This is a genomic window from Frigidibacter sp. RF13 (assembly GCF_026626305.1).
GTDB lineage: Bacteria > Pseudomonadota > Alphaproteobacteria > Rhodobacterales > Rhodobacteraceae > TMP-24.
Window position 1 is genome coordinate 161,942 of record NZ_JAPNUE010000002.1, and the last position, 25,986, is coordinate 187,927.

24 protein-coding genes and 2 pseudogenes are annotated in these 25,986 nt (G+C 64.0%); 18 read left to right on the top strand and 8 right to left on the bottom strand.

The window, feature by feature from the left end:
- The first annotated feature begins 16 nt into the window (after positions 1-16).
- From OU426_RS06430 to OU426_RS06480, 11 genes are all read left to right on the top strand, one after another.
- A complete protein-coding gene (locus tag OU426_RS06430; RefSeq protein WP_267633103.1) occupies positions 17-871 on the top strand; it encodes an ABC transporter permease in 855 nt (284 codons plus the stop codon).
- Positions 864-1,640, top strand: coding sequence for an ABC transporter permease (locus OU426_RS06435; protein ID WP_267633105.1), 777 nt, complete (start codon positions 864-866; stop codon positions 1,638-1,640). The genes OU426_RS06430 and OU426_RS06435 overlap by 8 nt, the downstream gene beginning before the upstream one ends.
- The gene (locus tag OU426_RS06440) at positions 1,637-2,620 is read left to right on the top strand and encodes an ABC transporter ATP-binding protein (RefSeq protein WP_324289801.1); all 984 of its coding nucleotides are present in this window, start codon (positions 1,637-1,639) and stop codon (positions 2,618-2,620) included. The genes OU426_RS06435 and OU426_RS06440 overlap by 4 nt, the downstream gene beginning before the upstream one ends.
- Positions 2,621-2,633: 13 nt before the next feature.
- Positions 2,634-3,911 (top strand): nucleotide disphospho-sugar-binding domain-containing protein, encoded by a 1,278-nt coding sequence (locus OU426_RS06445; RefSeq protein WP_267633106.1) that lies wholly within the window; start codon positions 2,634-2,636, stop codon positions 3,909-3,911.
- Positions 3,908-4,273, top strand: a complete 366-nt coding sequence (locus tag OU426_RS06450; RefSeq protein WP_267633108.1) for a cupin domain-containing protein — start codon at positions 3,908-3,910, stop codon at positions 4,271-4,273. The genes OU426_RS06445 and OU426_RS06450 overlap by 4 nt, the downstream gene beginning before the upstream one ends.
- Positions 4,270-4,611: a cupin domain-containing protein gene (locus OU426_RS06455; protein WP_267633109.1), complete on the top strand. Its 342-nt coding sequence runs from the start codon at positions 4,270-4,272 to the stop codon at positions 4,609-4,611. Before OU426_RS06450 ends, OU426_RS06455 begins: the two co-directional genes overlap by 4 nt.
- A 7-nt stretch (positions 4,612-4,618) precedes the next feature.
- Entirely contained in the window at positions 4,619-4,966 is a 348-nt protein-coding gene (locus OU426_RS06460) for a cupin domain-containing protein (RefSeq protein ID WP_267633111.1), read from the top strand.
- A gap of 5 nt (positions 4,967-4,971) precedes the next feature.
- On the top strand, positions 4,972-6,480 hold the full coding sequence (locus OU426_RS06465) for an aldehyde dehydrogenase family protein (protein WP_267633113.1): 1,509 nt from the start codon (positions 4,972-4,974) through the stop codon (positions 6,478-6,480).
- A 123-nt stretch (positions 6,481-6,603) separates the two neighbouring features.
- Positions 6,604-7,671: an efflux RND transporter periplasmic adaptor subunit gene (locus tag OU426_RS06470; protein WP_267633114.1), complete on the top strand. Its 1,068-nt coding sequence runs from the start codon at positions 6,604-6,606 to the stop codon at positions 7,669-7,671.
- The gene (locus tag OU426_RS06475) at positions 7,668-8,741 is read left to right on the top strand and encodes an efflux RND transporter periplasmic adaptor subunit (protein WP_267633115.1); all 1,074 of its coding nucleotides are present in this window, start codon (positions 7,668-7,670) and stop codon (positions 8,739-8,741) included. The genes OU426_RS06470 and OU426_RS06475 overlap by 4 nt, the downstream gene beginning before the upstream one ends.
- Positions 8,738-11,773 carry an efflux RND transporter permease subunit gene (locus OU426_RS06480; protein WP_267633116.1) on the top strand — a complete coding sequence of 1,012 codons (3,036 nt, stop codon included), beginning with the start codon at positions 8,738-8,740 and terminating at the stop codon, positions 11,771-11,773. The genes OU426_RS06475 and OU426_RS06480 overlap by 4 nt, the downstream gene beginning before the upstream one ends.
- Positions 11,774-11,798: 25 nt before the next feature.
- On the opposite strand, the gene OU426_RS06485 is transcribed toward OU426_RS06480, so the two are convergent.
- From OU426_RS06485 to OU426_RS06495, 3 genes and pseudogenes are all read right to left on the bottom strand, one after another.
- On the bottom strand, positions 11,799-11,984 hold the full coding sequence (locus tag OU426_RS06485; RefSeq protein WP_267633117.1) for a DUF2783 domain-containing protein: 186 nt from the start codon (positions 11,982-11,984) through the stop codon (positions 11,799-11,801).
- A complete protein-coding gene (locus tag OU426_RS06490) occupies positions 11,981-13,594 on the bottom strand; it encodes an FAD-dependent oxidoreductase (protein ID WP_267633119.1) in 1,614 nt (537 codons plus the stop codon). Before OU426_RS06490 ends, OU426_RS06485 begins: the two co-directional genes overlap by 4 nt.
- Positions 13,587-14,135: pseudogene (locus tag OU426_RS06495) on the bottom strand (VOC family protein). Before OU426_RS06495 ends, OU426_RS06490 begins: the two are co-directional and overlap by 8 nt.
- On the opposite strand from OU426_RS06495, the gene OU426_RS06500 reads away from it, so the two are divergent.
- A complete protein-coding gene (locus OU426_RS06500; RefSeq protein WP_267633120.1) occupies positions 14,115-14,729 on the top strand; it encodes a MarR family winged helix-turn-helix transcriptional regulator in 615 nt (204 codons plus the stop codon). The pseudogene OU426_RS06495 and the gene OU426_RS06500 sit on opposite strands and share 21 nt — an antisense overlap.
- Here OU426_RS06500 and OU426_RS06505 read toward each other — a convergent pair.
- Positions 14,726-15,163, bottom strand: coding sequence for a MarR family winged helix-turn-helix transcriptional regulator (locus OU426_RS06505; RefSeq protein WP_267633121.1), 438 nt, complete (start codon positions 15,161-15,163; stop codon positions 14,726-14,728). The two genes, OU426_RS06500 and OU426_RS06505, sit on opposite strands and share 4 nt — an antisense overlap.
- Before the next feature lie 228 nt (positions 15,164-15,391).
- On the opposite strand from OU426_RS06505, the gene OU426_RS06510 reads away from it, so the two are divergent.
- The 4 genes from OU426_RS06510 to OU426_RS06525 are packed head-to-tail and all read left to right on the top strand — an operon-like array spanning position 15,392 to position 19,307.
- The gene (locus OU426_RS06510) at positions 15,392-16,342 is read left to right on the top strand and encodes an MBL fold metallo-hydrolase (protein WP_267633123.1); all 951 of its coding nucleotides are present in this window, start codon (positions 15,392-15,394) and stop codon (positions 16,340-16,342) included.
- 59 nt (positions 16,343-16,401) lie between these two features.
- Positions 16,402-17,436: a TRAP transporter substrate-binding protein gene (locus OU426_RS06515; RefSeq protein ID WP_267633124.1), complete on the top strand. Its 1,035-nt coding sequence runs from the start codon at positions 16,402-16,404 to the stop codon at positions 17,434-17,436.
- Positions 17,437-17,439: 3 nt separating this feature from the next.
- Positions 17,440-17,994, top strand: a complete 555-nt coding sequence (locus OU426_RS06520; protein WP_267633411.1) for a TRAP transporter small permease — start codon at positions 17,440-17,442, stop codon at positions 17,992-17,994.
- Positions 17,991-19,307, top strand: a complete 1,317-nt coding sequence (locus tag OU426_RS06525) for a TRAP transporter large permease (protein WP_267633125.1) — start codon at positions 17,991-17,993, stop codon at positions 19,305-19,307. The genes OU426_RS06520 and OU426_RS06525 overlap by 4 nt, the downstream gene beginning before the upstream one ends.
- 113 nt (positions 19,308-19,420) lie before the next feature.
- Here OU426_RS06525 and OU426_RS06530 read toward each other — a convergent pair whose 3' ends face one another.
- The 3 genes from OU426_RS06530 to OU426_RS06540 form a co-directional block, all read right to left on the bottom strand.
- The gene (locus tag OU426_RS06530; protein ID WP_267633126.1) at positions 19,421-21,085 is read right to left on the bottom strand and encodes an amino acid ABC transporter permease; all 1,665 of its coding nucleotides are present in this window, start codon (positions 21,083-21,085) and stop codon (positions 19,421-19,423) included.
- A gap of 86 nt (positions 21,086-21,171) precedes the next feature.
- Entirely contained in the window at positions 21,172-21,915 is a 744-nt protein-coding gene (locus OU426_RS06535; protein ID WP_267633128.1) for a basic amino acid ABC transporter substrate-binding protein, read from the bottom strand.
- Positions 21,912-23,006, bottom strand: a complete 1,095-nt coding sequence (locus OU426_RS06540) for a LacI family DNA-binding transcriptional regulator (RefSeq protein ID WP_267633129.1) — start codon at positions 23,004-23,006, stop codon at positions 21,912-21,914. Before OU426_RS06540 ends, OU426_RS06535 begins: the two co-directional genes overlap by 4 nt.
- A 302-nt stretch (positions 23,007-23,308) precedes the next feature.
- On the opposite strand from OU426_RS06540, the gene OU426_RS06545 reads away from it, so the two are divergent.
- Both OU426_RS06545 and OU426_RS06550 read left to right on the top strand, forming a co-directional pair.
- Positions 23,309-24,688: a GH1 family beta-glucosidase gene (locus tag OU426_RS06545; RefSeq protein WP_267633131.1), complete on the top strand. Its 1,380-nt coding sequence runs from the start codon at positions 23,309-23,311 to the stop codon at positions 24,686-24,688.
- A gap of 3 nt (positions 24,689-24,691) precedes the next feature.
- Complete coding sequence (locus OU426_RS06550; protein ID WP_267633132.1) at positions 24,692-25,366, top strand: SDR family NAD(P)-dependent oxidoreductase; 675 nt, start codon at positions 24,692-24,694, stop codon at positions 25,364-25,366.
- A 57-nt stretch (positions 25,367-25,423) separates the two neighbouring features.
- Here the strand turns inward: OU426_RS06550 and OU426_RS06555 are convergent.
- Positions 25,424-25,902 (bottom strand): annotated as a pseudogene (locus OU426_RS06555) (transposase).
- Between the last annotated feature and the right edge of the window lie 84 nt (positions 25,903-25,986).

The following is a 25,986-nucleotide window of genomic DNA, read 5'->3' on the forward strand; positions in this document are numbered from 1 at the left end:
GACAGGTGACCTCTTCGTGCTTTCGCAATCCCTCCGCGCGCGGCTGCTGATGGCCCCGGCCCTTCTGTGGCTGACGGCCTTCATGGTGGTGCCCTGCCTATTGATCCTCGCGCTCGGGTTCTTCCGGCGGGGGATATACGGCGGGGTCGACTATACGTTCACGTTCGAGAACTTCCGGCTGCTGGCCGATCCGCTTTATCTGGGGATCTTCCTGCATTCGGCGCGGGTCGCGGGCACGGCCACGCTGATCGCGGTCGTGGTGGGCTATGCGGCGGCCTATGCGATTGCGGGGGCGCCGCGGCGCTGGCAGGGGATGCTGCTGTTTCTGGCGGTGCTGCCCTTCTGGTCGAACTATCTCATTCGAACCTATGCCTGGATCGTGCTTCTGAACCGCGAGGGGCTGATCACGCAAGGCTTGCGGATGCTGGGATACGAGGGCGAGCCGCCGTCGATGCTCTATACCGAAGGCGCCGTGATCGTGGGGCTGGTCTACAACTACCTGCCCTTCGTGATCCTGGCCTGTTATGCGCCCCTTTCGCGGCTGAACCCGGAACTGGCGGAAGCCTCGCGCGATCTAGGGGCGGGGGCGTTCACGACCTTTCGCCGGGTGGTTCTGCCGCAGACTTTGGCGGGGGTGGCGGCGGGGGCGGTGTTTGTCTTTGTGCTTTCGATCGGCAACTTCATCACACCCGCACTGCTGGGCGGGGGCAAGTTCCAGATGGTGGGGAACCTCGTCTATGCGCAGTTCCTGACGGCGAACGACTGGCCTTTCGGCGCGGCGCTGTCGATGGTGCTGATCGCGATCATGATGGTCCTGCTGATGGCGCAGGCCTGGGGCACCGCGAAGGGCATGGGGGAGCGTAATGGTTAGGCTGGGGCGCGCCGCCCTTCTGTTGGCCGTGCTCGGCTTTCTTTACGTTCCCATTGGGGTGCTGGTGGCGCTGTCGTTCAACGAGAGCGGGTTGGCGACGGTCTGGACCGGCTTTTCGGTCCGGTGGTACGGGGCGCTTCTGGCCAATGCCGACATTCTGGCGGCTGCGCTGAACACGCTGGTCGTGGGGCTGATTTCGACGCTGGTCGCGACGGTGCTGGGAACCGCGCTGGCACTGGGCATCGAGGCGCGGGCGCGGAAGGGGCGGGCGGTCGAGGCCTTGATCTTCGCGCCGATGATCATTCCCGACATCGTTCTGGCCATCGCGCTTCTGTCCTTCTTCTCGATCCTCAAGGTGCCGATGGGGCTGCATACGATCATCCTGGCACATGTCGTTTTCAATCTGGCCTTCGTCTCGGCGGTCGTCAGGGCGCGGCTGAAGACCTTCGACTGGTCGGTGACCGAGGCGTCGGGCGATCTGGGGGCGGACGGGTTCACCACCTTCCGGCGGGTGACGCTGCCCCTGATCCTGCCGGCGGTGATTGCCGGGGCGCTTCTGGCCTTCACGCTGTCGGTCGACGAATTCATCATCGCCTTCTTCACGGCGGGGGCGGGGCGATCCTCGACCACGCTGCCGATGCAGATTTTCGCGATGATCCGCTTCGGGGTGACGCCCGAGATCAACGCCTTGGCCGCACTTGTGATGGCGGTGTCGGTGACGGCGGTGACGCTGGCGCAGCGGCTGAACCGGGGGGTGATCGCGCCTTGACCGTACTTCTGAACATCGACGCAGTGACGAAGCGGTTCGGGGCGGTGATGGCCGTGGACCGGCTGTCGCTGGATATCTACGAGAACGAGTTCTTTGCACTTCTTGGCGCCTCGGGGTCGGGCAAGACGACGCTTTTGCGCATGCTGGCGGGGTTCGAGATGCCCGAGGAAGGGGCGATCCGGCTGGATGGTGCCGATGTCGCGCGGGTGCCGCCGAACAAGCGGCCAGTGAACCTGATGTTCCAGTCCTATGCGCTTTTCCCGCACATGACCGTCGAGGGAAACATCGCCTACGGGCTGGAGATGGAGCGGCTGGGGCGGGGCGAGATTGCCGCACGCGTTGGCGAGATCATGGAGAAGACCCAGCTTTCGGCGTTGGCGAAGCGCAAGCCCGATCAGCTGTCGGGCGGGCAGAAGCAGCGGGTGGCGCTGGCGCGGGCCCTGGTGAAGCGGCCAAGGCTTCTGTTGCTGGATGAGCCGTTGGGGGCCTTGGACAAGAAGCTGCGCGCGGCGATGCAGCTGGAGCTGAAGCGGTTGCAGCATGAGGTGGGGATCACCTTCATCGTCGTGACCCATGATCAGGAAGAGGCGCTGGTCATGGCCGACCGGATCGCCATCCTGAAGGACGGACGGCTGGTGCAGGTGGGCAGCCCCCACGAGGTCTATGAGGCGCCGGCGAGCCGCTATGCGGCGGACTTCATCGGGGTGACGAATTTTGTCGAGGACGGTGGCCGGGTGTTGGCGATCCGGCCCGAGCGGATCGCGCTTTTCCCCGAGGCGGCGGACCGGAAAGTCGAGGGCCGGGTGGTGGCGCGGGCCTATCACGGGCTGGACCTGATGCTGCATGTAGCGACGGCGATGTCTGCGCAGCCGCTGATCGTGCGGGTGACGGCGGCGGGGGCCGACCGGCGGCCGGTTGCCGAGGGCGACATGGTCACGATTGGCTGGAATGATGCCGACGTGCGGATATTCACGGATTGAACAGGAGGAACTCATGGCCCAGAAAACCTTCGCCTTTTTCCCTGAAGCGGCCTTTGGCCCGGCGCTGAATTCGGTGGGCATCGCCCAGGCCGTCGAGGCGCTGGGGCACAAGGCCGTGTTCCTGTCGGACCCCGGCTTCGTGCCGGTCTATGAAGGCTACGGATTCGAGGCCCATCCGGTGGCCCTGTCAGAGCCGATGCCGCCCGAGCAGATGGCGAAATTCTGGGAGGATTTCATCAACGGCCATATCCCGAATTTCCGCAAGTCGCCCTACGACCAGATCGACAATTACGTGAAGGATTGCTGGACCGCGATCGTCGACAGCGCGAAATGGGCGCAGAAGGATTTGCCGGGCGTGCTGGCCAAGGTAAAGCCCGACGTGATTGCGGTCGACAACGTCATCCTTTTCCCGGCGATCAAGCAATATGGCGTGCCCTGGGTCAGGGTGATTTCCTGTTCGGAAAACGAGATCGAGGACGATGAAATCCCGCCGCATCTGTCGGGCTGCGGCGAGAAGGATTTCGCCTGCCATCAGGCCTATCGGGATCACTTCAACGCGGTGATCAAGCCGATCCACGAGGATTTCAACGCCTTCCTCGCCCAGAATGGCGAGGCGGCCTATCCGATCGGCCAGTTCTTCGAGGCCTCGCCCTATATGAACCTGCTTCTCTACCCCGAGCCGGTGAAGTTCACCCGCGAGCATCCCCTGGACCCGGCGCAGTTCCAGTATCTGGAAGGTTGCGTGCGGAAGGAGGCGCCTTACGAGGTGCCGACCTTCACGAAGAACAATGATGGGCCGCTTCTCTATGTCTCGTTCGGCTCGCTTGGTGCGGGGGATACCGATCTTCTGAAGCGGATCATTGCGGCGCTGGCGAAATCGCGGTTCCGGGCGCTGGTGAACATAGGCGACTATGGGTCGGAATATTCCGACCTGCCGGGCAATGTGCATGTCTCGAACTGGTTCCCGCAGCCGTCGGTCATTCCGCAGGTCGATGCGGTCATCCACCATGGCGGGAACAACTCGTTCACCGAATGCCTCTATTTCGCGAAGCCCGCGATCATCATGCCCTATGTCTGGGATGGGCATGACAATGCGACCCGGGTGCAGGAGACGGGGCACGGGTTCAAGATGCCGCGCTACGACTGGACCGAGGCGGAGCTGATCGCAAAGCTGGAGACCTGCATCAGCGACAAGGCGATGGCGGCGAAGCTGGCTGCGACGTCGCGGCATATGCAAAGCCAGAACGGGCCTGCGAAGGCTGCGAAGCTGCTGGTGGGGCTGCTGAAATGAGCTCTGCGCCGCATCTGAAAGAGGCCTCGACCCGGACCGATCTGGTTGACTGGGGGGCGCAGCCCGACGCCATCGAGGGCGCCTCGCAATCGACGGGACGTCTGGTGTACAAGGGGCCGGGGAACCGGCCGGAGGTGGGCATCTGGGTCTGCACACCCGGTCGCTGGCGCCTGGCCATTCCGCGCGACGAGTTCTGCTATTTCACCGCGGGCCGCGCGACCTACACCCGCGACACGGGCGAGGTTGTGGAAGTGGTGCCCGGAACGGCGGTGTTCTTCGCGGCCGGATGGGCAGGTGAGTGCGAGGTGCATGAGACGATGCGGAACAGCTATTACCTGACAGACAGGGAGGCGGGGGAATGAGCACGCCCACCTGGCCCGACACCGGCACAGTACCGCTGGAAGACTGGGGGCCCAGCAAGAACGTTCTGGATGGCAGCCCGCACCTGAGCGGCCGTGTCCTGCATGTGAACCCCGACGGTTCGAGCGAATGCGGTATCTGGTCCTGCACCCCGGGCAGGCGCCGGGTGACGATCCCGAGCGATGAGTTCTGCATCTTTCTTTCCGGGCGGGGCCGCTATGTCGCCGATGACGGGCAGGAAATTGTCATCGCACCCGGGGCTGCCGTTTTCTTCAAGGCAGGCTGGACCGGCATCTGCCACATCACCGAAACCGCCACCAAGGCCTTCATGAGCCGATAGGAGCACCATGACCGCGACACCATTGATGCGCAAACCGCTGGAAGAGACCGATCTGGTGGACTGGGGCGTTATCCCGACGATGATCGAAGGAGCCTCTCACACCTCGGGCCGGGTTATTTCGAAAGGACCGAATGGCGAAAGCGAATGCGGGCTTTGGGTCTGCACGCCGGGCAAATGGGTCTGCCATGTGACGCGGGACGAGTTCTGCCATTTCCTCGAAGGGCGCTGCACCTATGTCCATGAATCGGGCGAGGTGATCGAGATCACGCCGGATACGGCGGCTTTCTTTCCGCAGGACTGGAAAGGGGTCTGCACCGTCCATGAGACGATCAAGAAAGTTTACATGATCCGGTGAGGCCCATGACCTTCGATCCCGACCGCCCCGCCTATTACCTCACCCCGGACTACCGGCCGCTTTCGGGCGGACGGCGGGCTGTCATCGACCCGGCAACGCTGGAGGTGGTCGGGCATGTGGCCGAGGCCGCGCCCGACGAGATGGCGGCGGTGCTGGAACGGGTGAACCGGGCGCAGGGGGAATGGAAGCGGTGGGACGCCAAGGCGCGGGCGAAGGCGCTGCATGAGCTGGCAAACCGGATCGAGGCGGCGGACCATGGCCCGGCGGCAGTGCTGATGAGCCGCGAGATGGGCAAGCCTTACCCGGAGGCGATTGGCGAGATCGCCAATGTCGCGCCGATCTTTCGGTATTACGCCGAGATGGCGCGGGACGAGGCGGGCAAGGTCGCGGGCACGACGCAGGCCGGATCGTTCCAATATGCGCGGTATGAACCCTACGGGGTCTCGGTCCATATCATGCCGTTCAATTTTCCGGTGCTGCTGATGTGCTGGACGGTGGCGGCGTCGCTCGCCGCCGGGAATGGCTGCGTGATCAAGCCCGCGCCGGCGACGACCTTGTCGACACTGGAATTCATGAAACATTTTAGCGGCCTGCCCGAAGGGCTGGTGGCCTGCCTGCCGGGTGGCGCGGCGCTAGCCGAGGCGCTGATCGCCTCGCCCTTGACCCATGCGGTGGCATTCACCGGGTCGGTGGCGGCGGGCCGTGCGGTGGGCGCGGCGGCGGCGAGCGCGATGAAGCCCGCGGTGATCGAGGCGGGCGGGTCTGACCCGATGATCATTTGCGACAGCGCGCCCATTGATGTGGCGGCGGCGGGGGCGGTGACGGCGGCCTTTCATCTGTCGGGGCAGGTCTGCACCTCGGCCGAGCGGTTCTATGTGCTGGACGGGGTCCATGACGCCTTCGTCGCGGAGTTCGCCCGGCGGGCAAAGCAGCTCAGGATCGGCAACGGGCTGAAGCAAAGCGAGATCGGTCCGCTGGTCAGCGAGGCGGCGCGGGCCAAGGTCATGCGGCTGGTAGAGGATGCGCGGGCCAAGGGCGCGACGGTCGTCACGGGCGGGCGGATTCCGGATGGCCAGCCGAAGGGCTGGTTCTATGAACCGACGATCCTGACGGGCTGCCAAGAGGGGATGGCGATCCTGAGCGAGGAGTGCTTTGGCCCGGTGGCGGCGGTCGTGCGGGTCAAGAGCTTCGACGAGGCGATCGAGCGGGCGAATGATACGCCCTTTGGCCTCGGCGCCTCGGTCTTCACCACGCGGCTCGACGAGGCGATGGAGGCGGCGGAGCGGCTGGAAGCGGGGATGGTCTGGGTCAACAACCCGCTCATTGACAATGACGCGCTGCCGTTCGGGGGCTGGAAGGCCTCGGGCCTTGGCCGGGAACTCGGTCGGCAGGGGCTCGATGCCTTCCGGCGGTCGAAGATGGTGATCATCGACCATAAGCCCACCATCCAGGGCTGGTGGTATCCCTATCCCGACGACTGGTTCCTCGATGCGGGCGGGCGCCCGCTGTCCTAATCTCTCAGGATCGGTACTTTCCCGCGCGTCTGGGCGCGTCCGATCAGCCGGACCGGGGCTGGCGCCCGCCCGGTCATCAGCTATGCTGAGCTCAATCATACAGCGTCTTGGGGTGGTTCAAAGATGAACGGGCGCGCAGTTCTTTTCCTTCTGCTTGCAGTTGCAAGCGTGACCGCCCGGCCCGCCTGCGCCCAGGAAGAACCGCTCGCGGTCGAGATCGTCGACATCGAACCCGGGACCCAGACCCGGGTCTATGCGCTGACCGGCGAATTGCGGGCGCGGGACAGTATCGATGCGGCCTTTCCGCTCGCGGGCAGGATCGTGGCCGTTCTGGTCGAGGAAGGGCAAAGCGTCAGCGCCGGAACGCCGCTTGCCCGGATGGACGCGGTCCAGCAGAAGCAAGCGCTGCGGGCGGCCGAGGCCGGGCTTGAGACCGCGACCGCCGACGAGCGGCAGGCGCGGGCGGACCTGACGCGCGCCGAGGCGCTTCTTGATCGCGGGGCCACGACCCGCGCCGACCGGGACGCGGCCGCAGACCGGCTTCAGATCGCCGCAGGCGCGCTGGCGCAGGCGACCGCCGATCTCGATCGCGCGAAAAAGGCACTCGACGATACCGAACTTGTGGCGCCGCAGGATGCCATCGTGACCCGGCGGATGGCGGAGGCGGGGCAGATCGTCGGCGCGGCGCAGCCGGTCCTGGAGCTTGCCCTCTCGACCGGGGTTCAGGCGGTGTTTCAGGTGCCCGAGGTGTTGCTGACCCAGGAAGCGCGACCGAGCACGATCCGAATCTCGCGGCTCTCGGACCCGTCGACCGAATTCGCGGGCACGATTGGCGAGATTTCCCCGCTGGTCGATGCGGCGACCGGTACCGTCGAGGTGAACATCGACATTCCCGACCCGCCGCCCGGCCTGATCTATGGCGAGGCGGTGCGCGGCACCTCGACCACCGAGGAGCCGGGAACGCTTGTCGTGCCCTATACCGCCCTTGCTGCGACGGGCGCGGGGCCCGCGGTCTGGCGAGTCGACCCGGCGACGGGCGCCGTGTCGCTGGCGCCGATCGAGGTCGGGCGGTATGAGACCGGCTGGATCGTCGTCGCGGGCGGGCTGCAGCCGGGCGACCGGATCGTGGGGCGCGGGGCGCAGCTGCTGTTTCCCGGGCGGCTGGTCCGGGCGGCGGAGGGTGGGCAATGAAACTCTGGCCGGTTCTTGTCACCCTCCTCGCCGGGTCAGCCCTTGCCGAGGAGGCCGCCCCCGAAGCGACCGAGCCGCGCCCGGTCGTGTCCGAAATAGTCAACCTGCAGGACGCTCTATCGATTGCCTACGTCGGCACCGTCGCCGCCAAGGTTCAGGTCGATCTCGGTTTTCCGATCGCGGGCACGATTGCCGAGCGGCCGGTCAGCCTGGGCGATATCGTTGCCGAAGGGTCGGTGCTGGCGCGGCTGGAATCGACCGATCTGGACGCGGGTGTGCGGGCGGCGGAAGCAGGCGTGGCCGTGGCCGAGGCCCAGGCCAACACTGCGCGGGACGCCCGCGGCCGGGCCAAGGAACTTGCCGCGCGCGGCGCGGGCGCCCAGACCCAGCTTGACGATGCCGAACGCGCGCTTGTCGCGGCAGAGGCGCGGCTGGAACAGGCACGGGCGGCGCGGGCGCGGGCACAGGACCTGCTTCAGCTCGCCACGCTCAAGGCGCCGCAGGCCGGAATCGTCACCCTGACCCATCAGGAGCCGGGGGCGGTTCTGTCGGCCGGGCAGCCCGTCCTGCAGCTCTCTGGCACCGACGAGCGCGAAGTGGTCATCGACCTCAGCGAAGAGGATGCAGCGGCACTGCCCCCCGGCGCCGAGTTCATCGCCAGTCTCGTCGCAAATCCCGCTATCGCGGTGCGCGCGACACTCGACCGGATCGACCCGGTGGCCGAGAAGAACACGCGCACCCGGCGCGCCCATCTGCGGCTCATCTCGCCGCCGATTGCGTTCCGGCTTGGTGCCTTGGTCCATTCAGCGCACGCACCGGTCGCCGGAGAGACGACAGGTGCGGCCATCGTCCTGCCGCTGTCCGCGGTTCTTGACCCCGACGGCAAGGCGGCAGTGTGGGTGGTCGACCGGAGCGATGATACGGCGCATCTCATGCCCGTGACGCTCAGCGCCCAGTTCAGCGGCGTCGCCATCATCGCATCCGGGCTGTCGGCGGGAGACGAGATCATCACGCGCGGCATCCACTCGCTTCAGGACGGCCAGAAAGTTGGTCTGAGGGTATCCGAATGACAGGTTTCAACCTCTCCGACTGGGCGCTGAAACATCGGTCCTTCGTCTGGTTCCTGATGATCGTCTCGGTCGTCGCGGGCGCCATGTCCTATTTCAACATCGGACGCGAGGAAGACCCGAGTTTCTCGATCAAGACCATGATCATTTCGGCCGCCATGCCCGGCGCCGACGTGCAGGAGATGCGGACCCAGGTCACCGATCGGATCGAGAAGAAGCTCGAAGATCTCGACGAGCTGGATTTCACGCGCTCGGTCACGCAGGCAGGGGTTTCCATCGTCTATGTCGAGCTGTTGCCGACGACCAAGGCCGATCAGATGCCGCGCATCTGGCAGAAGGTCCGCAATATGATGGCCGATATCCGGCCCGAATTCCCGGCAAAATTCGCGGGCTTCCAGTTCAACGACAGTTTCGGCGATGTGTTCGGCAATATCTATGCCTTCACCTCCGACGGCTTTTCGCCGCGCGAGCTGCGCGATTATGTCGAGACAGTGAAGCGCGCGGTCCAGGCCCTGCCCGACGCGGGCAAGGTCGAGATTTTCGGGACGCGCGACGAGGTGATCTTTCTGGAATTCTCGACCGAACGGCTTGCGGCGCTTGGCCTCAACCAGCAGGCGGTGCAGGCGACGCTGGCCGCGCAGAACGCCATAGTGCCGTCGGGCGTGATCGAGGCGGGGCCCGAGCGTGTCCTTGTCAGGATCGGCGGGCAGTTTTCCGGCACGCAGAGCCTGCAGGACATCAACCTGCGCGTCGGCGACCGGTTCTTCCGGCTGACCGACGTCGCCGAGATCCGGCGCGGCTATCAGGATCCGCCGTCAGAACTGTTCCGCTATCGCGGGCAGGAGGCGATCGGCCTTGCCGTCGGCATGAAACAGGGGTCGAACATCATCGAGTTCGGGGCTGAGCTGCAACAGGTGATGGCGCGCGCCACGGCCGTTCTGCCGATAGGGATCGACATTCATCAGGTCGCCGACCAACCCCATGTGGTCGATGAAGCGGTGGGCCATTTCCTGCAGGCCTTGCTGGAGGCGGTGCTGATCGTGCTTGCGGTCAGCTTCATCTCGCTTGGGGTGAGGGCGGGCCTTGTGGTCACGCTGACCATTCCGCTGGTTCTGGCCATCACCTTCGTTGTAATGGAATATTCCGGCATCACGCTGCAGCGCATTTCGCTTGGCGCGCTGATCATCGCGCTGGGGCTTCTGGTCGATGATGCGATGATCGCGATCGAGACGATGATCTCGCGCCTGGAGAAGGGTGAAAGCCTGACATCGGCGGCGTCCTACGCCTGGACCTCCATCGCCTTCCCGATGCTGTCGGGCACGCTGGTAACGGTTGCGGGCTTCATTCCCATCGGGCTCAATTCCTCGGCGGCGGGCGAGTTCACCTTTTCGCTTTTCGTGGTGATCGCGGTTTCGCTTCTGGTGTCGTGGGTGGTCGCGGTGCTTTTCGCGCCGTTGATCGGCGTCACATTGCTGCCCCGCAAGATGAAACATCATTCGGGCGAACCGGGGCGGGTACGGCACGCCTTTCACCGCGTCCTGCGGGCGGCGATGCACTATCGCTGGGTGACGATCGGGGTGACGGTTGCGGTCTTTGCCCTGTCGATCTCCGGCATGCGCTTTGTCGAGCAGCAGTTCTTCCCCAACTCCGACCGGCCGGAACTGGTCGTCGATTTTGCCCTGCCGCAGAACGCCTCGATCGCCGAGACGAAGGCGCAGATGGACCGGATGGAACAAGTGCTCGACGGCGATGCCGATGTGCTTTTCTGGTCGTCCTATGTCGGGCGGGGCGCGCCGCGCTTCCTTCTGTCGTACGATGTGCCGACGCCGGGGCCGAATACCGGGCAGATCGTGATCCAGACGCCTTCGGTCGAGGCGCGCGACGCGCTGCGCGAGAAGCTGCGCGCCATTGCCGCCAGCGACTTTCCCGGCATCGACATCTTCGTCAAGTTTCTGGAGATCGGCCCGCCGGTCGGGCGCCCGGTGCAATATCGGCTGTCCGGCCCCGATATCGACCTTTTGCGCGACAAGGCGCGCGAGCTGACGGCGGTCATCGCCTCGGATCCGCGGCTGTCCTATATCGTGATGGACTGGAACGAACCGGCGCGCGTGGTGCGGGTCGATATCCTGCAGGACAAGGCGCGCCAGCTGGGCATCTCGCAGCGCGATATCGCCGCGGCGCTGAATGCGATCTACGCCGGTTCGCCGGTCACGGAATTGCGTGACGCGGCCTATCTGATCAAGATCCTCGCACGCGGCGATGCACGCTCGCGAGAGATGGTCGAGGCGTTGCCCGATCTTCAGCTGTCGGCGGGCGATGGCCGGGCCATCCCCCTGCGTTCGGTCGCGACTTTCCGCTATGAGACCGAGCAGCCGGTGATCCATCAGCGTGACCGGATGCCCACGATTACCATCAAGGCGGCGATCACCACCAAGGATCAGCCCGCGACCATCGTCACCGCACTGAAGGACAAGGTCGCAGCCTTCAACGCCGGCCTGCCGCCCGGCTATCAGGCGGTGGTCGGCGGCACGGTCGAAAGCTCGGCCGAAAGTCAGGCGCCGATCGCGGCGGTCGTGCCCCTGATGATCCTGATCATGCTCGTCCTGATCATGATCCAGATGCAGAGCTTCCGGCTGGCATTCGTCGTCCTGTGCGTCGCGCCGCTTGGCCTGATCGGGGTCGTGGCCGCGCTGGTGCCGTCGGGCGCGCCGCTCGGTTTCGTGGCGATCCTCGGGGTTCTGGCGCTGATCGGCATCCTGATCCGCAATTCGATCATCCTGATTGACGAGGTCGAAGTGTTGAAGGCCGCCGGTCGCAGCGCCTGGCAGGCGGTGTTCGAGGCCTCGGACGCCCGCGCGCGCCCGATCCTGCTGACCGCCGCCGCGGCAAGCCTCGCGCTGATCCCGATCTCGCGCCAGATTTTCTGGGGGCCGATGGCCTATGCGATGATGGGCGGGATCATCGCCGGGACGGTCATCACGCTGGTCTTCGCCCCGGCGCTTTACCTCGCGGTCTTCCGGGTGAAGCCGGAATAGCGGGGCAAGTGGCGGGTGATCCGCCTTAGCCCTTGGCCAGGCGAATGGCCTCGCGCAGGTCGGCCAGACTGCCGACCTGGTTTGCGAGGATAAGGACAAGCCGCGCGTTCATGTCGTTCGCCTGTTCCTCTGTCATCTCGCGCTGCGCCTCGGTCAGCGCTTCGTAGAAGGCGTCGGGCGCTTCGATATTGGGGGTCAGGACAAGGCTCATTTCACGGCTCCTGCAGTGGCGCGACCGATTGCGGTGCGGACTTTTTCGGCGTCGAACGTGCGCCATCTGGCGGCGACATGCTGGTCGGGGCGGATCAGATAGACCGCGCCCTCTTTGCCGTCGTACCGTTCGGTCGCGTGACCCAGTGTGTCGTGGAAGTCCTTTCCGGCGACCAGAAGATTGGGCGAGAACGGCCCGGCGTCAACCGGCGCGACCTTGGTACCGAAACTCAAAAGGGTGAAACGCTCGCCAAGGAGGCCGAGCAGCCAACCGTCCTTGCCGCCGACCCGTATGGGCGCGTCTGCGGCGCAAGTGCCGGGCAGCATCCGCCCGTGCCAGGTGCCTTCGTCCGGCGTATTGAGCGGGCTGTGCTGATAGGGTGTCGGCGTCGAGAGTCGGCCGGAATTCACCAGCGGGCGGGCGAACGGATGCGTCTTCGACAGGGTAAGGACGGCTTTGCGGAACCGCCGCGAGGCCGCGTTCTTCGGTGTGATGAAGTCGGTCGACCGGGCGGAGTTCAGCAGGTTGTCATCCGCTGCAAAGGCGCGTTCGGTGTCGTAGCTGTCGATCAGCGCCACCGGCGCTTCGCCCCGCACCACCGCTGCGAGCTTCCAGCCAACATTGTCGATATCCTGAACGCCAGTGTTCGCGCCCCTCGCGCCGAAAGGCGACACCTGATGCGCCGCGTCACCGGCAAAGATTACGCGTCCGTGGCGGAATTTGTCGATCCGGCGGCAGGCGAACTGATAGACCGACGCCCATTCCAGCTCGAACTCCACATCCTCGCCCAGCATCGCCTTGACGCGCGGGATGATCCGCTCGGGTTTCTTTTCCTCCTCGGGATCGCTGTCCCAACCAAGCTGGAAGTCGAGCCGCCAGACATCGTCCGACTGCCGGTGCAGAAGCGCTGACTGGCCCCGGTGGAAATCGGGATCGAACCAGAACCAGCGCTCGGCCGGGAAGCCCGCCTTCATCACGATATCGGCGATCAGGAAGCGGTCCTGGAAGAACTGGCCGGTGAAGTCGGCGCCGACCATCTTGCGGATGTCGGAATTGGCGCCGTCGCAGGCCACGACCCAGTCTGCCTCCATGTTGAAGATGCCGTCCGGCGTTTCGACGGCGAGGCGGGCGTGATCCTCCTTCTGGCTCAGCGAGACCACCTTGTGCTTCCAGCGCAGGTCGATCCGCGGGTTGGCCTCGCAGGCGGTAACCATGTATTCCTCCAGATAATATTGCTGGAGGTTGATGAAGGCCGGGATCTTGTGGCCGTCCTCGGGCAGGAGATCGAACTGATAGACTTCCTGATCGCGGAAGAAGACCCGGCCGATCTTCCAGCCGACGCCCTTGTCGATCATCTGTTTCGCGACGCCGAGCCGATCCCAGATTTCCAGCGGCCGCTTGGCATAGCAGACGGCGCGCGAGCCGATCGAAACGGTGTTGTTGTCGTCAAGGACGACTACATCGAGCCCGCGCTGCGCAAAGTCGAGCGCCGCCGTCAGCCCGATAGGGCCGGCGCCGACGACCACAACCGAGTGGCGCTTGACCTGGCCGGATGTCTGCTCGCGCGATTGGACGTATGCGAACTCGGGATAGGAGTAGGTCTTAAACATAGCCCTTCCCAAGCTCCTTTGCATGCAACCAGGCGGCGTGCTGCGGGGCCTTCTTGGTCCGCGACCATTCTTCAAGCATGTCCCATTTCACCGCGTCGAGGCGCTTGAGCAGGGCTTCTTCGTCGGGATCCGGGCAGGCCAGTTCGATACGGTGGCCGTTCGGGTCGAAGAAATAGATCGAGTGGAAGATCGAGTGGTCGGTCACGCCCAGTACCTCGACGCCATTGGCTTCCAGATGGTTCTTGAACCCGATCAGCGTGTCGCGATCCTTCACCTTGAAGGCGAGGTGCTGGACCCATTTCGGCGTGTTCGGGTCGCGGCCCATTTCGGGCTTCGTCGGCAGTTCGAAGAAGGCGAGCACATTGCCGTTCCCGGCGTCAAGAAACAGATGCATGTAGGGATCGGGTTCGTGCGTCGAGGGCACCTGATCCTCTGCGATGGCCAGAACGAACGCCATATTGAGATTCTTCGTGTAGAACTCGACCGTCTCCTTCGCGTCCTTGCAGCTTTAGGCGACATGATGGATCTGCTCCAGCTTCAGTCTCGGCGCGTTCATTGTGACTCCTCCTCCATAATCATTGCAAATGCAATGATATATCAATGTCACAAATATGCCGCCCGATCCACAAAATTCGTTGCGTTCGCAACAACAATGATCTCCACTCACGGAAAAGAGGGGCGCATCATGCAGTTAGAGAGTTTTTTCCCCTATCGTCTGGCGGTCGCGGCCGAAGCCTTTTCCCGGCAACTGATTGAGGTTTATGGCCGAACCTACGGTCTGAAACGTGAAGAATGGCGGCTGATCTTCCTTCTAGCACGGGCACAGCGGATCGATTCGCTTGAGCTGGGTCGGCGCACCACACTCGACAAGGTCCAGGTCAGCCGGGCCGCGGCAAGACTTGAAGAGAAGGGGTTGATCACCAAGACGACCCCCGACAACGACAGGCGGCTGCGCGTTTACGGGATCACCGCCGAGGGGCAGGCTCTCTTCAACGAAATACTGCCGCAGGTCGAGGCGCGCGCCTCAGAGATCCTGAAATCCATGTCGGCGGAAGACCGGGCCGCGCTCGATCAGGGGTTGGAGGCGCTGAAGCGGGCGGTCGAGGGCCGGCGCAGATCGAGGGGGAAAGGCTAGATATCCTCGTCCTCGATCAGGGTCAGTGTCGTCATGAAGGCCTCGAGTTTGTCGCCCAGTCTGGAGAGCAGGCGGTCCTGGTGCGCGATGGCGACGGGAATGAGATCGGCCATAAGCTCCCAGCCCTTTTCGGTCAGGGCGAGCTTGACCAACCGGCGGTCATCCATATTCACGCTCTTGGTCAGATAGCCCGCGGTTTCGAGCCGCGACGCGGCGCGGCTGACCTTCGATTTCTCAAGCCCGACCCGCTTTTCCACGTCGCGAACCGAAATCTCGCCGGTCTGGGTAAGGTGAACGAGGACGCGCCATTCCGCAATCGTCAGGCCGAAGGTCTTTGCGTAATTGCGCGAAAAGTCGACGCTTAGACGCTCTGCAGCCACCGTAAGGCGATAGGGCAGGAACTCATTCAAGTTGAATTTCGGCGGACGTCTCATTCCAGTTCCCCTGCCTGCTGACGTCGCAGTGATAGGGTGATTTGTAGCATCTGCAACAATTAACTTGACTTGGTTGCATTTGCAACGACATGTTCTGTTGCGAGGGAGAGAACAGAATCGGTTCGCGAGGGGGGCGCTGAACGACATGCGCAACCCGACATGCGCCAGAAGCCGCCACCGGCCATTGCGGCCCGCCAGTGCCCGTTCCGAGCCACTTGAGGAGAGACAATGAGCAAAGCCTTCGCATCGGCGGGCGATCTTGCCGAGAAGAAAACCAGCTTCACCAAGGTGGGCGAGGGGCTCTATGCCTTCACCGCAGAGGGCGATCCGAACACCGGCGTCATCATCGGCGACGACAGCGTGATGATCGTCGAGGCGCAGGCGACGCCGCGGCTGGCGCGCAAGGTGATCGACTGCGTGCGGTCCGTCACCGACAAGCCGATCAGCCATGTCGTGCTGACCCATTATCACGCCGTCCGGGTGCTTGGCGCCTCGGCCTATGGCGCGGATCAGATCATCATGTCCGACGCCGCGCGAGCGATGGTGGTCGAGCGCGGGCAGGAAGACTGGGACAGTGAGTTTGCCCGCTTTCCGAGGCTCTTCCAGGGGCATGAAGAAATCCCCGGCCTGACCTGGCCGACGACGACCTTCAGCGATGCGATGACGGTCTATCTCGGTAGACGCCGGGTCGACATCCAGCATCTGGGCCGCGCGCATACCGCAGGCGACGCAGTAGTCTGGGTGCCGGACCAGGAGGTCATGTTCACCGGCGATATCGTCGAATATCACTCCGCCTGCTATTGCGGCGATGGCCATTTCGCCGACTGGGCCGGGACGCTGGAGAATATCGCGAGCTTCGATCCGGTCGCGATCGCGCCGGGGCGGGGTGATGCCCTTGTGGGCCGCGAGATGGTCGCGAAGGCCATCGCCGCGACGTCCGATTTCGTCGAAAGCACCTACCGCCCGGCCGCGAGGGTCGCGGCGCGCGGCGGCAGCCTGAAGGAAGCCTGGGACGCGGTGCGCGCCGAATGTGATCCGAAATTCAAGGACTACGCGATCTACGAACACTGCCTGCCGTTCAACGTGTCGCGCGCCTACGACGAGGCGCGCGGCATAGATACGCCGCGGATCTGGACCGCGGCGCGCGACCGCGAAATGTGGGATGCGCTGCAAGGATAGCGGCAGCCGCGCGCGGGGGCCAACAAGCGAGTGACAGTTTCCATGGAGGAGGAACAATAATGACCGTTAACATGAAAGGCTTGGGCCGACTTCTGGCCGGTGTCGTCTTGTCGATCGGCGCGACCGCGACAAGCACGCTTGCAGAGACGACCCTGTCGCTGTCAAGCTGGCTGCCGCCACGCCATCCGCTTGTCGTCAATGCGGTCGAACCATGGGCCGACAAGGTCGAGGAAGTCACCGAAGGCCGCGTTACCGTTCGGGTCCTTGCCAAGCCGATGGGCCCGCCCCCGGCGCATTTTGACATAGCGGCCGAAGGGGTCGCCGACATCGCCTACGGCCTGCATTCCTTCACGACGGACGACCGGTTCAAGCGGTCGCGGATCGGCCAGTTTTCGTTCATCGGCGACGATGCTGTCGCCGCCTCAAAAGCCTTCTGGAACATCTATTCGGGCCAGCTTGAGGCACAGAAGGAACATCAGGGTGTGAAGCTCCTCGGCCTCTTCGTGCACGGCCCCGGTGTACTGCATTCCAAGGACCGGAAGATCGAAGGCCGGGCCGATCTGTCCGGGCTGAAGATCCGCGTGCCGGGCGGCTATATCTCCGATCTCATGGCCGACCTCGGGGCGACCACGCTCTTCATGTCGTCGAGCGAGGTCTACGAGAAGCTGTCGCGCGGCGTCATCGATGGCGTCACCTTCACCTACGAGGCGCTGACCGCGTTCAAACTGACGAATGACATCAAATACACGATGCGCGTGCCCGGCGGTTTCTACAACACCACCTGGTTCCTGGTGATGAACGAGGCCAAGTGGAACGAAATCTCGCCCGAGGATCAGGCTGCGATCGAGGCGATCTCGGGACTTGCCTTCGCCGAACTGGCGGGGATCGCCTGGAATGCGGCGGATGAGGCGGCAAAGGCCGCGATCAACGAGGCCGGCATCGAAGTCTATGACGCCCCCGCGCCGCTCCTCGAGGAAATCAAGGCGAGCGCCGCAAAGTTCGAAGCGACCTGGGCCGAGGATGTGGCCAAGGACGGTTACGACGGCGCAGCGGCGCTGCAGGCCCTGCGCGCGGAAACCGGTGTGGAGTACTGAGTGATGGAGCGGCTTCGGCAAAGGTTCAGGCGCCGTTCCTCCGGCGACGACCAGACATTAGACATCCGGCTCTTTCTGGAACGGACACTCGGGGTCGGAGCCGCTCTTATCTTGTTCATCCTCATCCTGATAACCTGCGTGGATGTGGTGGGGCGATATTTCTTCGGGGCGCCGCTGAGCGGCGCCTTCGAGATGACCGAGATCATGCTGGCAGCGCTTGTCTTCACCGCGCTGCCACTGACGACCGAGCGGGTGGAGCACGTCGAGGTCGACCTCCTTGCCTCGATGGTGGGCGCCTCGGCAAACCGGCTGATGATAGCGTTCGCGGGCCTGTTTTCAGCGGCGCTCCTGGCGACATTCTCCTGGCGCCTGGCATCGCATGCCTACAAGGCGGCGATGGACGGGACAGTCACCAACGCGCTGCACATTCCCTTGGCGCCGTTCGGTTATCTTGCAAGTTTTTCCTGCCTTCTGTGCGCGTTCATCGCCTTCCTGCGCGGCATCATCCCGCCAAGCGAACCCGCCGACGCGAACCAGCCCGGGGAGGGCGCGCTATGATCGAATCCCTGATTGGTTTCGCGGTCCTTCTTTTGCTGATCTTCATCCGGGTTCCGATCGCTTTTGCGATGGCGGCGGTGGGCGGCATCGGCTTTGCCCTGATGCGCGGCTGGGCGCCTGCCTGGTCGATGACCGGCCAGGTCGCCTTCGATACATCGCTGTCCTACAGCCTCTCGGTCATTCCGCTTTTCATCTTCATGGGCAACGTTCTGGCCGCGTCCGGCGTCGCGCATGGGCTCTATGCCGGGGCTGACAGGATCTTCGGGCGCATGCGCGGCGGGCTTGCCATGGCGGCGGTCTTTTCTTGCGGCGGCTTTTCCGCAGTCTGCGGATCGTCGCTTGCCACCGCTGCGACCATGTCGAAGGTCGCGATGCCGTCGATGCGGAAATATGGCTATGACGACCGGCTCGCCACAGGCGCGATCGCGGCCGGTGGCACGCTCGGTATCCTGATCCCGCCGAGCGTGATCCTGATCATCTTCGGCCTTCTGACCGAAACCAATATCGCGAAACTCTTCGTCGCCGGGATCATTCCGGGTGCGGTCGCGGTTCTTTTCTATCTGATCGCTGTGCGCGTGGCGGTTGCCTTCAACCCTGCGCTTGCGCCGGCGGGCAGGGCGACCGTGCCGATGACCCGTTCCGACATGGTCGGTGTCCTTTGCGTGCTCGGGCTCTTCCTGTTCATCATGGCGGGGATCTACGGCGGCCTCTTCACGCCCACCGAAGCGGCGGGGATGGGCGCGGCCGCGGCGGTCGTCATTGCGCTCGCGCTGCGCACGATGAGCCGGGCCGACTTCCTTGAGGCGACGCTCGACAGCGTGCGCGCCACCGCGATGATCTTCGCCATCATCATCGGTGCCGAGCTTTTCACCAACTTCATCAATTACGCGGGGTTGCCCGACGCGCTCGCCGATTTCGTCGCCGATCACGAGATGCCGGTCTGGATGGTCATGACCTTTATCGTTCTCGTGTACATGCTTCTGGGGTGCGTTCTGGAGAGCCTGTCGATGGTCCTCCTGACCGTACCGATCTTCTATCCGCTGATGTACAAGCTGCCGTTCACCAACGAACTGCTGCTTGACCCCGAAAATGCGATGATCTGGTTTGCCATCATCGTGGTCGTGGTCACCGAAATCAGCCTGATCACGCCGCCGGTCGGGATGAATGTCTTCGTGCTGAGGGGCGTCCTGCGCGACGTATCGCTCAGCACGATCTTCCGCGGGGTGCTGCCGTTCTGGATTGCCGACATCGTGCGCCTTACGCTGCTGATCGTGGTGCCGTCGCTGTCGCTCTGGCTCGTCGGAAAGATGTAGGCCGAACGGAAAGCCACCCGGTAGTATCGCTGCGCTGACTACACCAGGTATCTTTCCCCACGGCTGGCATCGGCGTCCGCCGGTCGCGGCGACCCGCCAGTCGAGAGTGCGAGCTAGCGCCGTTTGGTATCGTGCCGCCTTTCGATGCTTGAAATCAGGCTCGCGGCGCCGAGTGTCAGGATCACGTAAAGGATCGCGGCCGAGTTGAACGGGGCGAAGGGCAGGAAGCTTGCCGACTGGAACTCCCGCATGCGCTGGGTCACGTCCCGGACCGAGAGGATCGACAGGAGCGAGGTGTCCTTCAGGATCGCGATGAACTCGTTGCCAAGCGGCGGGATCACGATCTTCAGGGCCTGCGGCAAAACCACCAGCCGCGCGACCTTGTAATTGTTGAGGCCGAGCGAGCGGGCTGCCTCTATCTGCCCCGCTGGCACGGCCTCGATGCCCGCCCGGAAAATCTCTGCCAGATAGGCAGAATATCCGATCGCGATCGCTATGACCCCCCTGAGGACGTTTGGCATTTCGATGGCGCCGCCCGAGATATCCTTCAGCGCGCCAGCGAACGGCAGGCCGACGAAGAGGATAATGACCAGCATCGGGATGCCGCGCACCGTGTCGATGAAGAACTCGGCACTGACCGAGAGCGGGTGGCGGCCGTGCTGATGGGCCGAGAAGGTGAGAAGACCGATGAGCAGCCCGCCGACAAACAAAAGGAGCGCCGGAACGCGGTAGCGATCGGGCAGCTGGCTGATCTCCCACAGGATCGGCTGACCTTCAGGGGCGAGTTCTGCCGGAACGAGTGCGGCCGAGACCTGGCTGCCGTCGGCCAGCGCCTTCAAGGCATTCTCGTTGGATGCAGAGCTGCGAAGCCCGATCTCGCGGTCGAGCGTCGGGTCGAACTCCGCAAAGCGGATGGCATCGACGAGCGCCTTCGGCGTTCCCTTCACGATCGCCACCCGCTTGTCGAGCGAGCCGACAAGAACGAAGCGCTCATGCGGCAGGTTCCAGAGGATGGCCGCCACGAGAATGGCTGCGGCGCAGGCCGCGCCCCAGATACGGGTGGTCATCTTCGAGGGGCGCAGGAACAGAAGCCCTGCCCAGATCAGACCGAGGCTGCCCGCCAGCAGATAGGCGAAGATGCCCGCGCGCAGCGTGGTGAAGAGGCCTGAGGCAAAACCAAGGTGCGCCGCGAGCAGGAGATAGGCCAACCCAGCGACATTGAGTGCCAGAAGCGCCAGCGATGCCCAGCGACCGATCATGGTCCGGCCCTTCGCGACGCCCAGTTCAACAAGACCTGCCAGCGAAAGGACGACGATCACGCCTGAATAGAGCCGAAGACCCTTGCCGAACACTGTGGCGACATGGGCCGCCGCTTCCGGCGTCAGCTGGCGCGGGGTGGTCGATTTGATCACCAAGTCCGAGGTCGCCGGATCAAGCGAATTGGCCACGATCGAGGAGGCGAGTGCCGACAGATCGCCGAAGGCCGCCAACGCCACCGCCAGGATGGCGCTGCCCAGAAGCGCTGCGATGGCCAGGGTACGGCTGCGCCCCTGTTCGGTTGCGCCGCGCAACCTCAGGACCGGCCAGATGATGCCCAGGACCAGCACCGCCATGATCAGGAACCAGTCGCGCAGGAGGACCGGGGCCCCCTGCTCGACGCCGAGGATCGCCGTGATCGACCGTTTGTAATTCGGCACCATGGTGAAGAGGTACAGAATGAACGGCAGCATCGTCAGGATGACAAGATTGCTGGGTCGGATGCGAGCGAGCCGGTGCATGGCGGTCCATATCTTTCAGGGAAAAGGGGGGCCGTGCGCGGCAACCGCGCGCGGCCCGGCGGGCACTTCAGTACCCGAAGTGGCTGTCACTCGGTCGTCCAGTATTTTGCGACAAGCGCGTCGAGCGTGCCGTCAGCCTGGATCGCGGCCAGCCCCTCGTTGAAGGCGGCCACATTCTCGTCGCCCTTGCGGAAGACGAGGCCGAGCGGGTCGGACTGAAGGCCCGTGATCCCGATGATAAGGCTGCCTGCGAATTCCTTCTCGTAGGCGGCGGCCGAGGTGCCGTCGATCACGACACCCGCGACATCGCCGTTCTGCAGCGCCACGACCGCGCCCACGAACGTGTCGTAGAGCGCGACGTTATCGCGGCCGACAAGCTCTTCGGCCAGCTGGGCATTCGTCGTCGCGGTCTGCGCGGCAAGCTTGCGGCCCGAAGATTTGATGTCGTCAAGCGTCATCCCCTCGTCTTCGACCCGGACGAGCACCGCCTGACTTACGATGATGTAGGGCTCAGAAAAATCCATCGTCTGCTTGCGTTCGTCAGTGATCGAGACGCCCGAGGCGACAAGGTCGAATTCGCCCTGCTGCAGCGCCCCGAAGATGCCGTCCCAGGCGGTGGTCACGAATTCGGCCGTGCAATTGATGCGCTCGCAGATCGCATTCACCACATCGACGTCGAAGCCGACGATCTGCCCGGTTGCGGGATCGACGGTTTCCATGGGCGGATAGGTCGTGTCGGAGCCGACCTTCAGATGGGCGCCGCCCAGGTCGGCGGCGTTTGCAGCAAATCCCAGGGTGGCGATCGCTGCGGCCAGGATAGTGGTTTTCATCTTCTTCTCCTCTGTTGCGCAAGATGTCCCGTTTCGATCAGCCGGTCGGGCTGGCGCGGGATCAGTATTGGCCGGAAGACCTTCTGGAGGTCCGACGGCGGCTCCCCCGCCATGCGGCGGAGGAGGAACTCTCCCAATGTGCGGCCGAGATCCTCGACCGGTTGGAAATGCGTGGTGAGTGGCGGTGCGAAATATTCCGAGACGTTGAGATCGTCATAGGCGATCACCGAAACGTCGCTCTCGGCCGAAAGACCGAGGTCGCGCAGACCCGCGAGGACACCGAGTGTCGTTGCCTCGTTCACGCAGATAAAGCCGGTCGGCGGGCGGGCATTGCCGTGCAACCGGTGTGCGGTGTCGCGCCCGAACCGGGCCGTCAGGTCGCCTTCGGCGATCAGATCGTCACAATCCGGCAGACCCGCTTCGGCGAATGCGGTGCGGAACCCCTCGGCGCGGCTTTGCGCGTAGGCCAGGTCGGGACGGGGATTGATCAGTGCAATGCGACTGTGTCCCCCGGCAATCAGGCGGCGTGTCGCGTCCAGCGCGATCCAGTGGCTGTCGATATCGACGAAGGCGTAGCGCGCGGCAGTGTCGCAGCGCCCCATCGCCACGAAGGGGAAATCGGCGCTGCTGAGGAAGTCGATGCGGGGATCGCTCTGGCGGATGCCGGAAAAGGCGATCCCGTCGGCCAGCCCGCGCCGGACGATGGTTCCGGCGACCTTCAGACCCTCGTCCGCATCGCGGATCGGGTATATCGACAGCTGGTAGGGCGAGCCCTCAAGCGCCTGGCTGATACCGCTTAATATCTCGGCATATTCGACGCCGTTCCATTCGTGGCCCTCGGCAACCGATATCGGCATGAGGACCGCCACCTGAAAGGTCTTTCCGGTGCGCAGCGAGGCGGCGCGCGGATTGACCGAATAGCCGATCTGCCTTGCCGCTTCGCGGATGCGTTCCTTGGTGTCTTCCGTGACCACCGGCGAGTCGTTCAGCGCCTTGGAAACGGTCGCAATGGAATAGCCGGTCACTTCGGCGAGTGTCTTCACGGTCGGGCGCATACCCTTCGGCGCGCTATGCGACCGTCGGGCCGTCATGGCTGCCCCACTCCTGACCATTGGCTCCGGCTTCTCATAAAAACGTTTTTATGACATCGCCGGGTCGAGTCAAGGCCTAAGGCCTGTCACTGCTTGGCTGACGACGTCGCAAGCGGCATGACCTTCGGTATCTGCCGCTTGAGATAGTCAGCCCAAGACCGCTGCATCCAGAATCGCAGCTCGGCGAGTTGGACACAGCAAGGGCCGCTTGACTTGTCGAGATTAAGCAATAAAAACGTTTTTATAGAATACGAGCCACAAAAGTGGCACCCGAAAGTCCCGTGCAGCGAGAGGAAAAGGTGATGTCGAACACCCCCAAACCCGCTCTGCCGTTAGAAGCACGTGCTGCCGCTTTGCGATTCCCGGCAAGCTTTAGGTTCGGCGCCGCGACATCATCCTATCAGATCGAAGGCGGCATGGATGCCGACGGCAAGGGCAAGAGCATCTGGGACACTTTCACGCGCCGACCCGGCGTGATCAGTGATGGTTCCTCTGGCGACGTGGCCTGTGACAGTTATCACCGCTGGCCAGACGACATCGCCTTGCTGCGAGAGATGGGTCTTGGAAGCTATCGCTTTTCGCTCAGCTGGCCGCGCATACAGCCGGGCGGTCGCGGCAAGGTCAATGCGAAGGGCATCGGCTACTATGACCGCCTGATCGACGAACTTCTCCGCGCCGGGATCGAGCCCTTCGTCACCCTCTACCACTGGGACCTGCCGCAAGAGCTTCAGGATGACGGCGGCTGGTATGTCAGGGAAACCGCCAACCGGTTTGCCGACTACGCCGAGATTGCGGTTGCCGCCCTCGGGGACAGGGTGAAAAGCTGGACCACGCTGAACGAACCCTGGACCTTTGCATGGACGGGTCACGCCTATGGTGAAGATGCTCCGGGGTTCACCGATGGTGTCAAGGGTGGCCTCACGGCCAGCCACCATGCGCTTTTGGCGCACGGTCTGGCGGTGCCGCGGATCCGCGCCGCCGCCCCTGGGGCGGATGTAGGCATCGTCCTGGATTTCAACGTCGTCCATCCGGCCAGCAGCGCACCCCAGGACCGGGCCGCTGCCAAACGCTTCGAAGGTGTGCAGAACCGCTGGTACCTCGATGCGGTTTTCAAAGGCCGCTATCCCGATGACATTCTGGAACTTTGCGCCGTGGACCTGCCCGACATCCGGCCGGACGACAATGCGCTGATCGCACAGCCGCTCGACTTTCTGGGCATGAACATCTACCGCCGTTCGGTGATCGGCACAGGCAGCGAGCTGCCGCCGCTCAGTTTCACCCGGACGAATCCGCCGGGCCGCAATTCGGCGCTGAACTGGGAAATCTGGCCACGCTGCATCAGCGAAGCCCTTGAATATGTCCACCGCGAATATGCACCCGGGCAGATATTCATTACGGAGAACGGCCTGGCGACGCCCGCCGAAACGCCCGGAGCGGACGGACGGGTATTTGACCTGGAGCGTGCCGAATATTTCGTCGACCACCTTGAGCAGGTGTCAAAAGCCCTAGACTCCGGCGTGCCGGTGAAGGGCTATTTCGCCTGGACCCTCATCGACAATTTCGAGTGGGCCTATGGCTATGCGTCGCAATTCGGTCTCGCCTATCTGGATCGAAAGAGCCTTGACCGGCGGCTGAAATATTCGGGCGAGGTCTACGGACACATCGCCCGAAACGGGCGCTGACAGATGTCCGCCGTCGTCGTGACCGGCGCCAACAGGGGTCTCGGCCTCGAACTGGTTCGCCTGTTTGCCGCCTCCGGCGCCTCCGTGGTTGCAGTCTGTCGTACCCTGCCAGATGACCCGCCGTCCCTGGCGGATGGCGACATCCGCTGGCTGCCGCTTGATCTGGCCGACGCCGATGCCGTTGCCGCCTTTCCGGCGGTGTTTGGGGCGCTGCCGGTAGGGGTCGTCGTCCACAATGCCGCGATCCGCGGCGCGACGGGCGGGCTCAGCGATCTTCACGCCGACGACTTCACCCAGGTCATGAAGGTGAACGCGCTGGCGCCCCTGCTTCTGACCCGCGCGCTCTTGCCAAATCTGATGGCGGGGCGCCGCCGCACGGTCGCGATGATATCCTCCCGAGCCGGGTCGATGGCCGAAGGTCTCGACCCTGACGGCGATTACGCCTACCGGCAATCGAAAGCGGCGCTGAACATGGGGGCGCGGAAGCTCGCCTATGATTATCCGGACCTGAAAGTACTACTGTTGCACCCGGGATGGATGCGCACCGACATGGGGGGGGCGGACGCGGAAATCGACGCGGCCGACGCCGCCCGCGGGCTGATTTTACGCATTTCCGAAGCAGACCGCCGGGCCAGCGGCAGCTTTCAGACCTGGGATGGCCGTCCTATCGCCTGGTGACAGGGCTCTGTTGCAAAAATCGGCTTCTGACCGGACCTGGCCTTTCCCCGGGCGGACCTATCCTGCGACCTCCGTGATGGGTGTGCCGAGGGCGGTGAACCCGTTTAGGACGGCGAAACGGACCTGGAACTCTGCAACCTGAGGGTCGAAGTCCCGCGCGGAAAGATGCTGCCCGAGGAGCTTGATGCAGTGCATCTTGGTTTCAGCGCGGCTTCGGCGGTGGTAACCGCTCCATCGTCGCCAGATGGTTCGACCCACACGCTTCGATGTTCGCAGGATTTCGTTGCGCGCGACAGCTCCGGCGGTGCCAGGTTTCCAGAGTTTGGCGTTCTTGCGGGGCGGGATGATTGCGGCGGCACCTCGGGCAGCATGGCGGCGTCGCTGTAGTCGGGCTGCCGCGAGCACTTGCCGGTCGGCGTCGCTTCCCACATCATGGCAGGATCGAACCAGATCGTCCCCGCGCCGCGGCGCTTCAGCGCTTCGCTATAGGCGGGCCAGTTCCTCGTCTTGCAGGTCGGGGGTGTTGGTCTGCTCATGCAGTCCAGCTACCACTCTGGATTCACGAGATGAATCCCTCACGCGATTTGTGCAACAGAGCCGTTTCGAATCGCGGCATCACT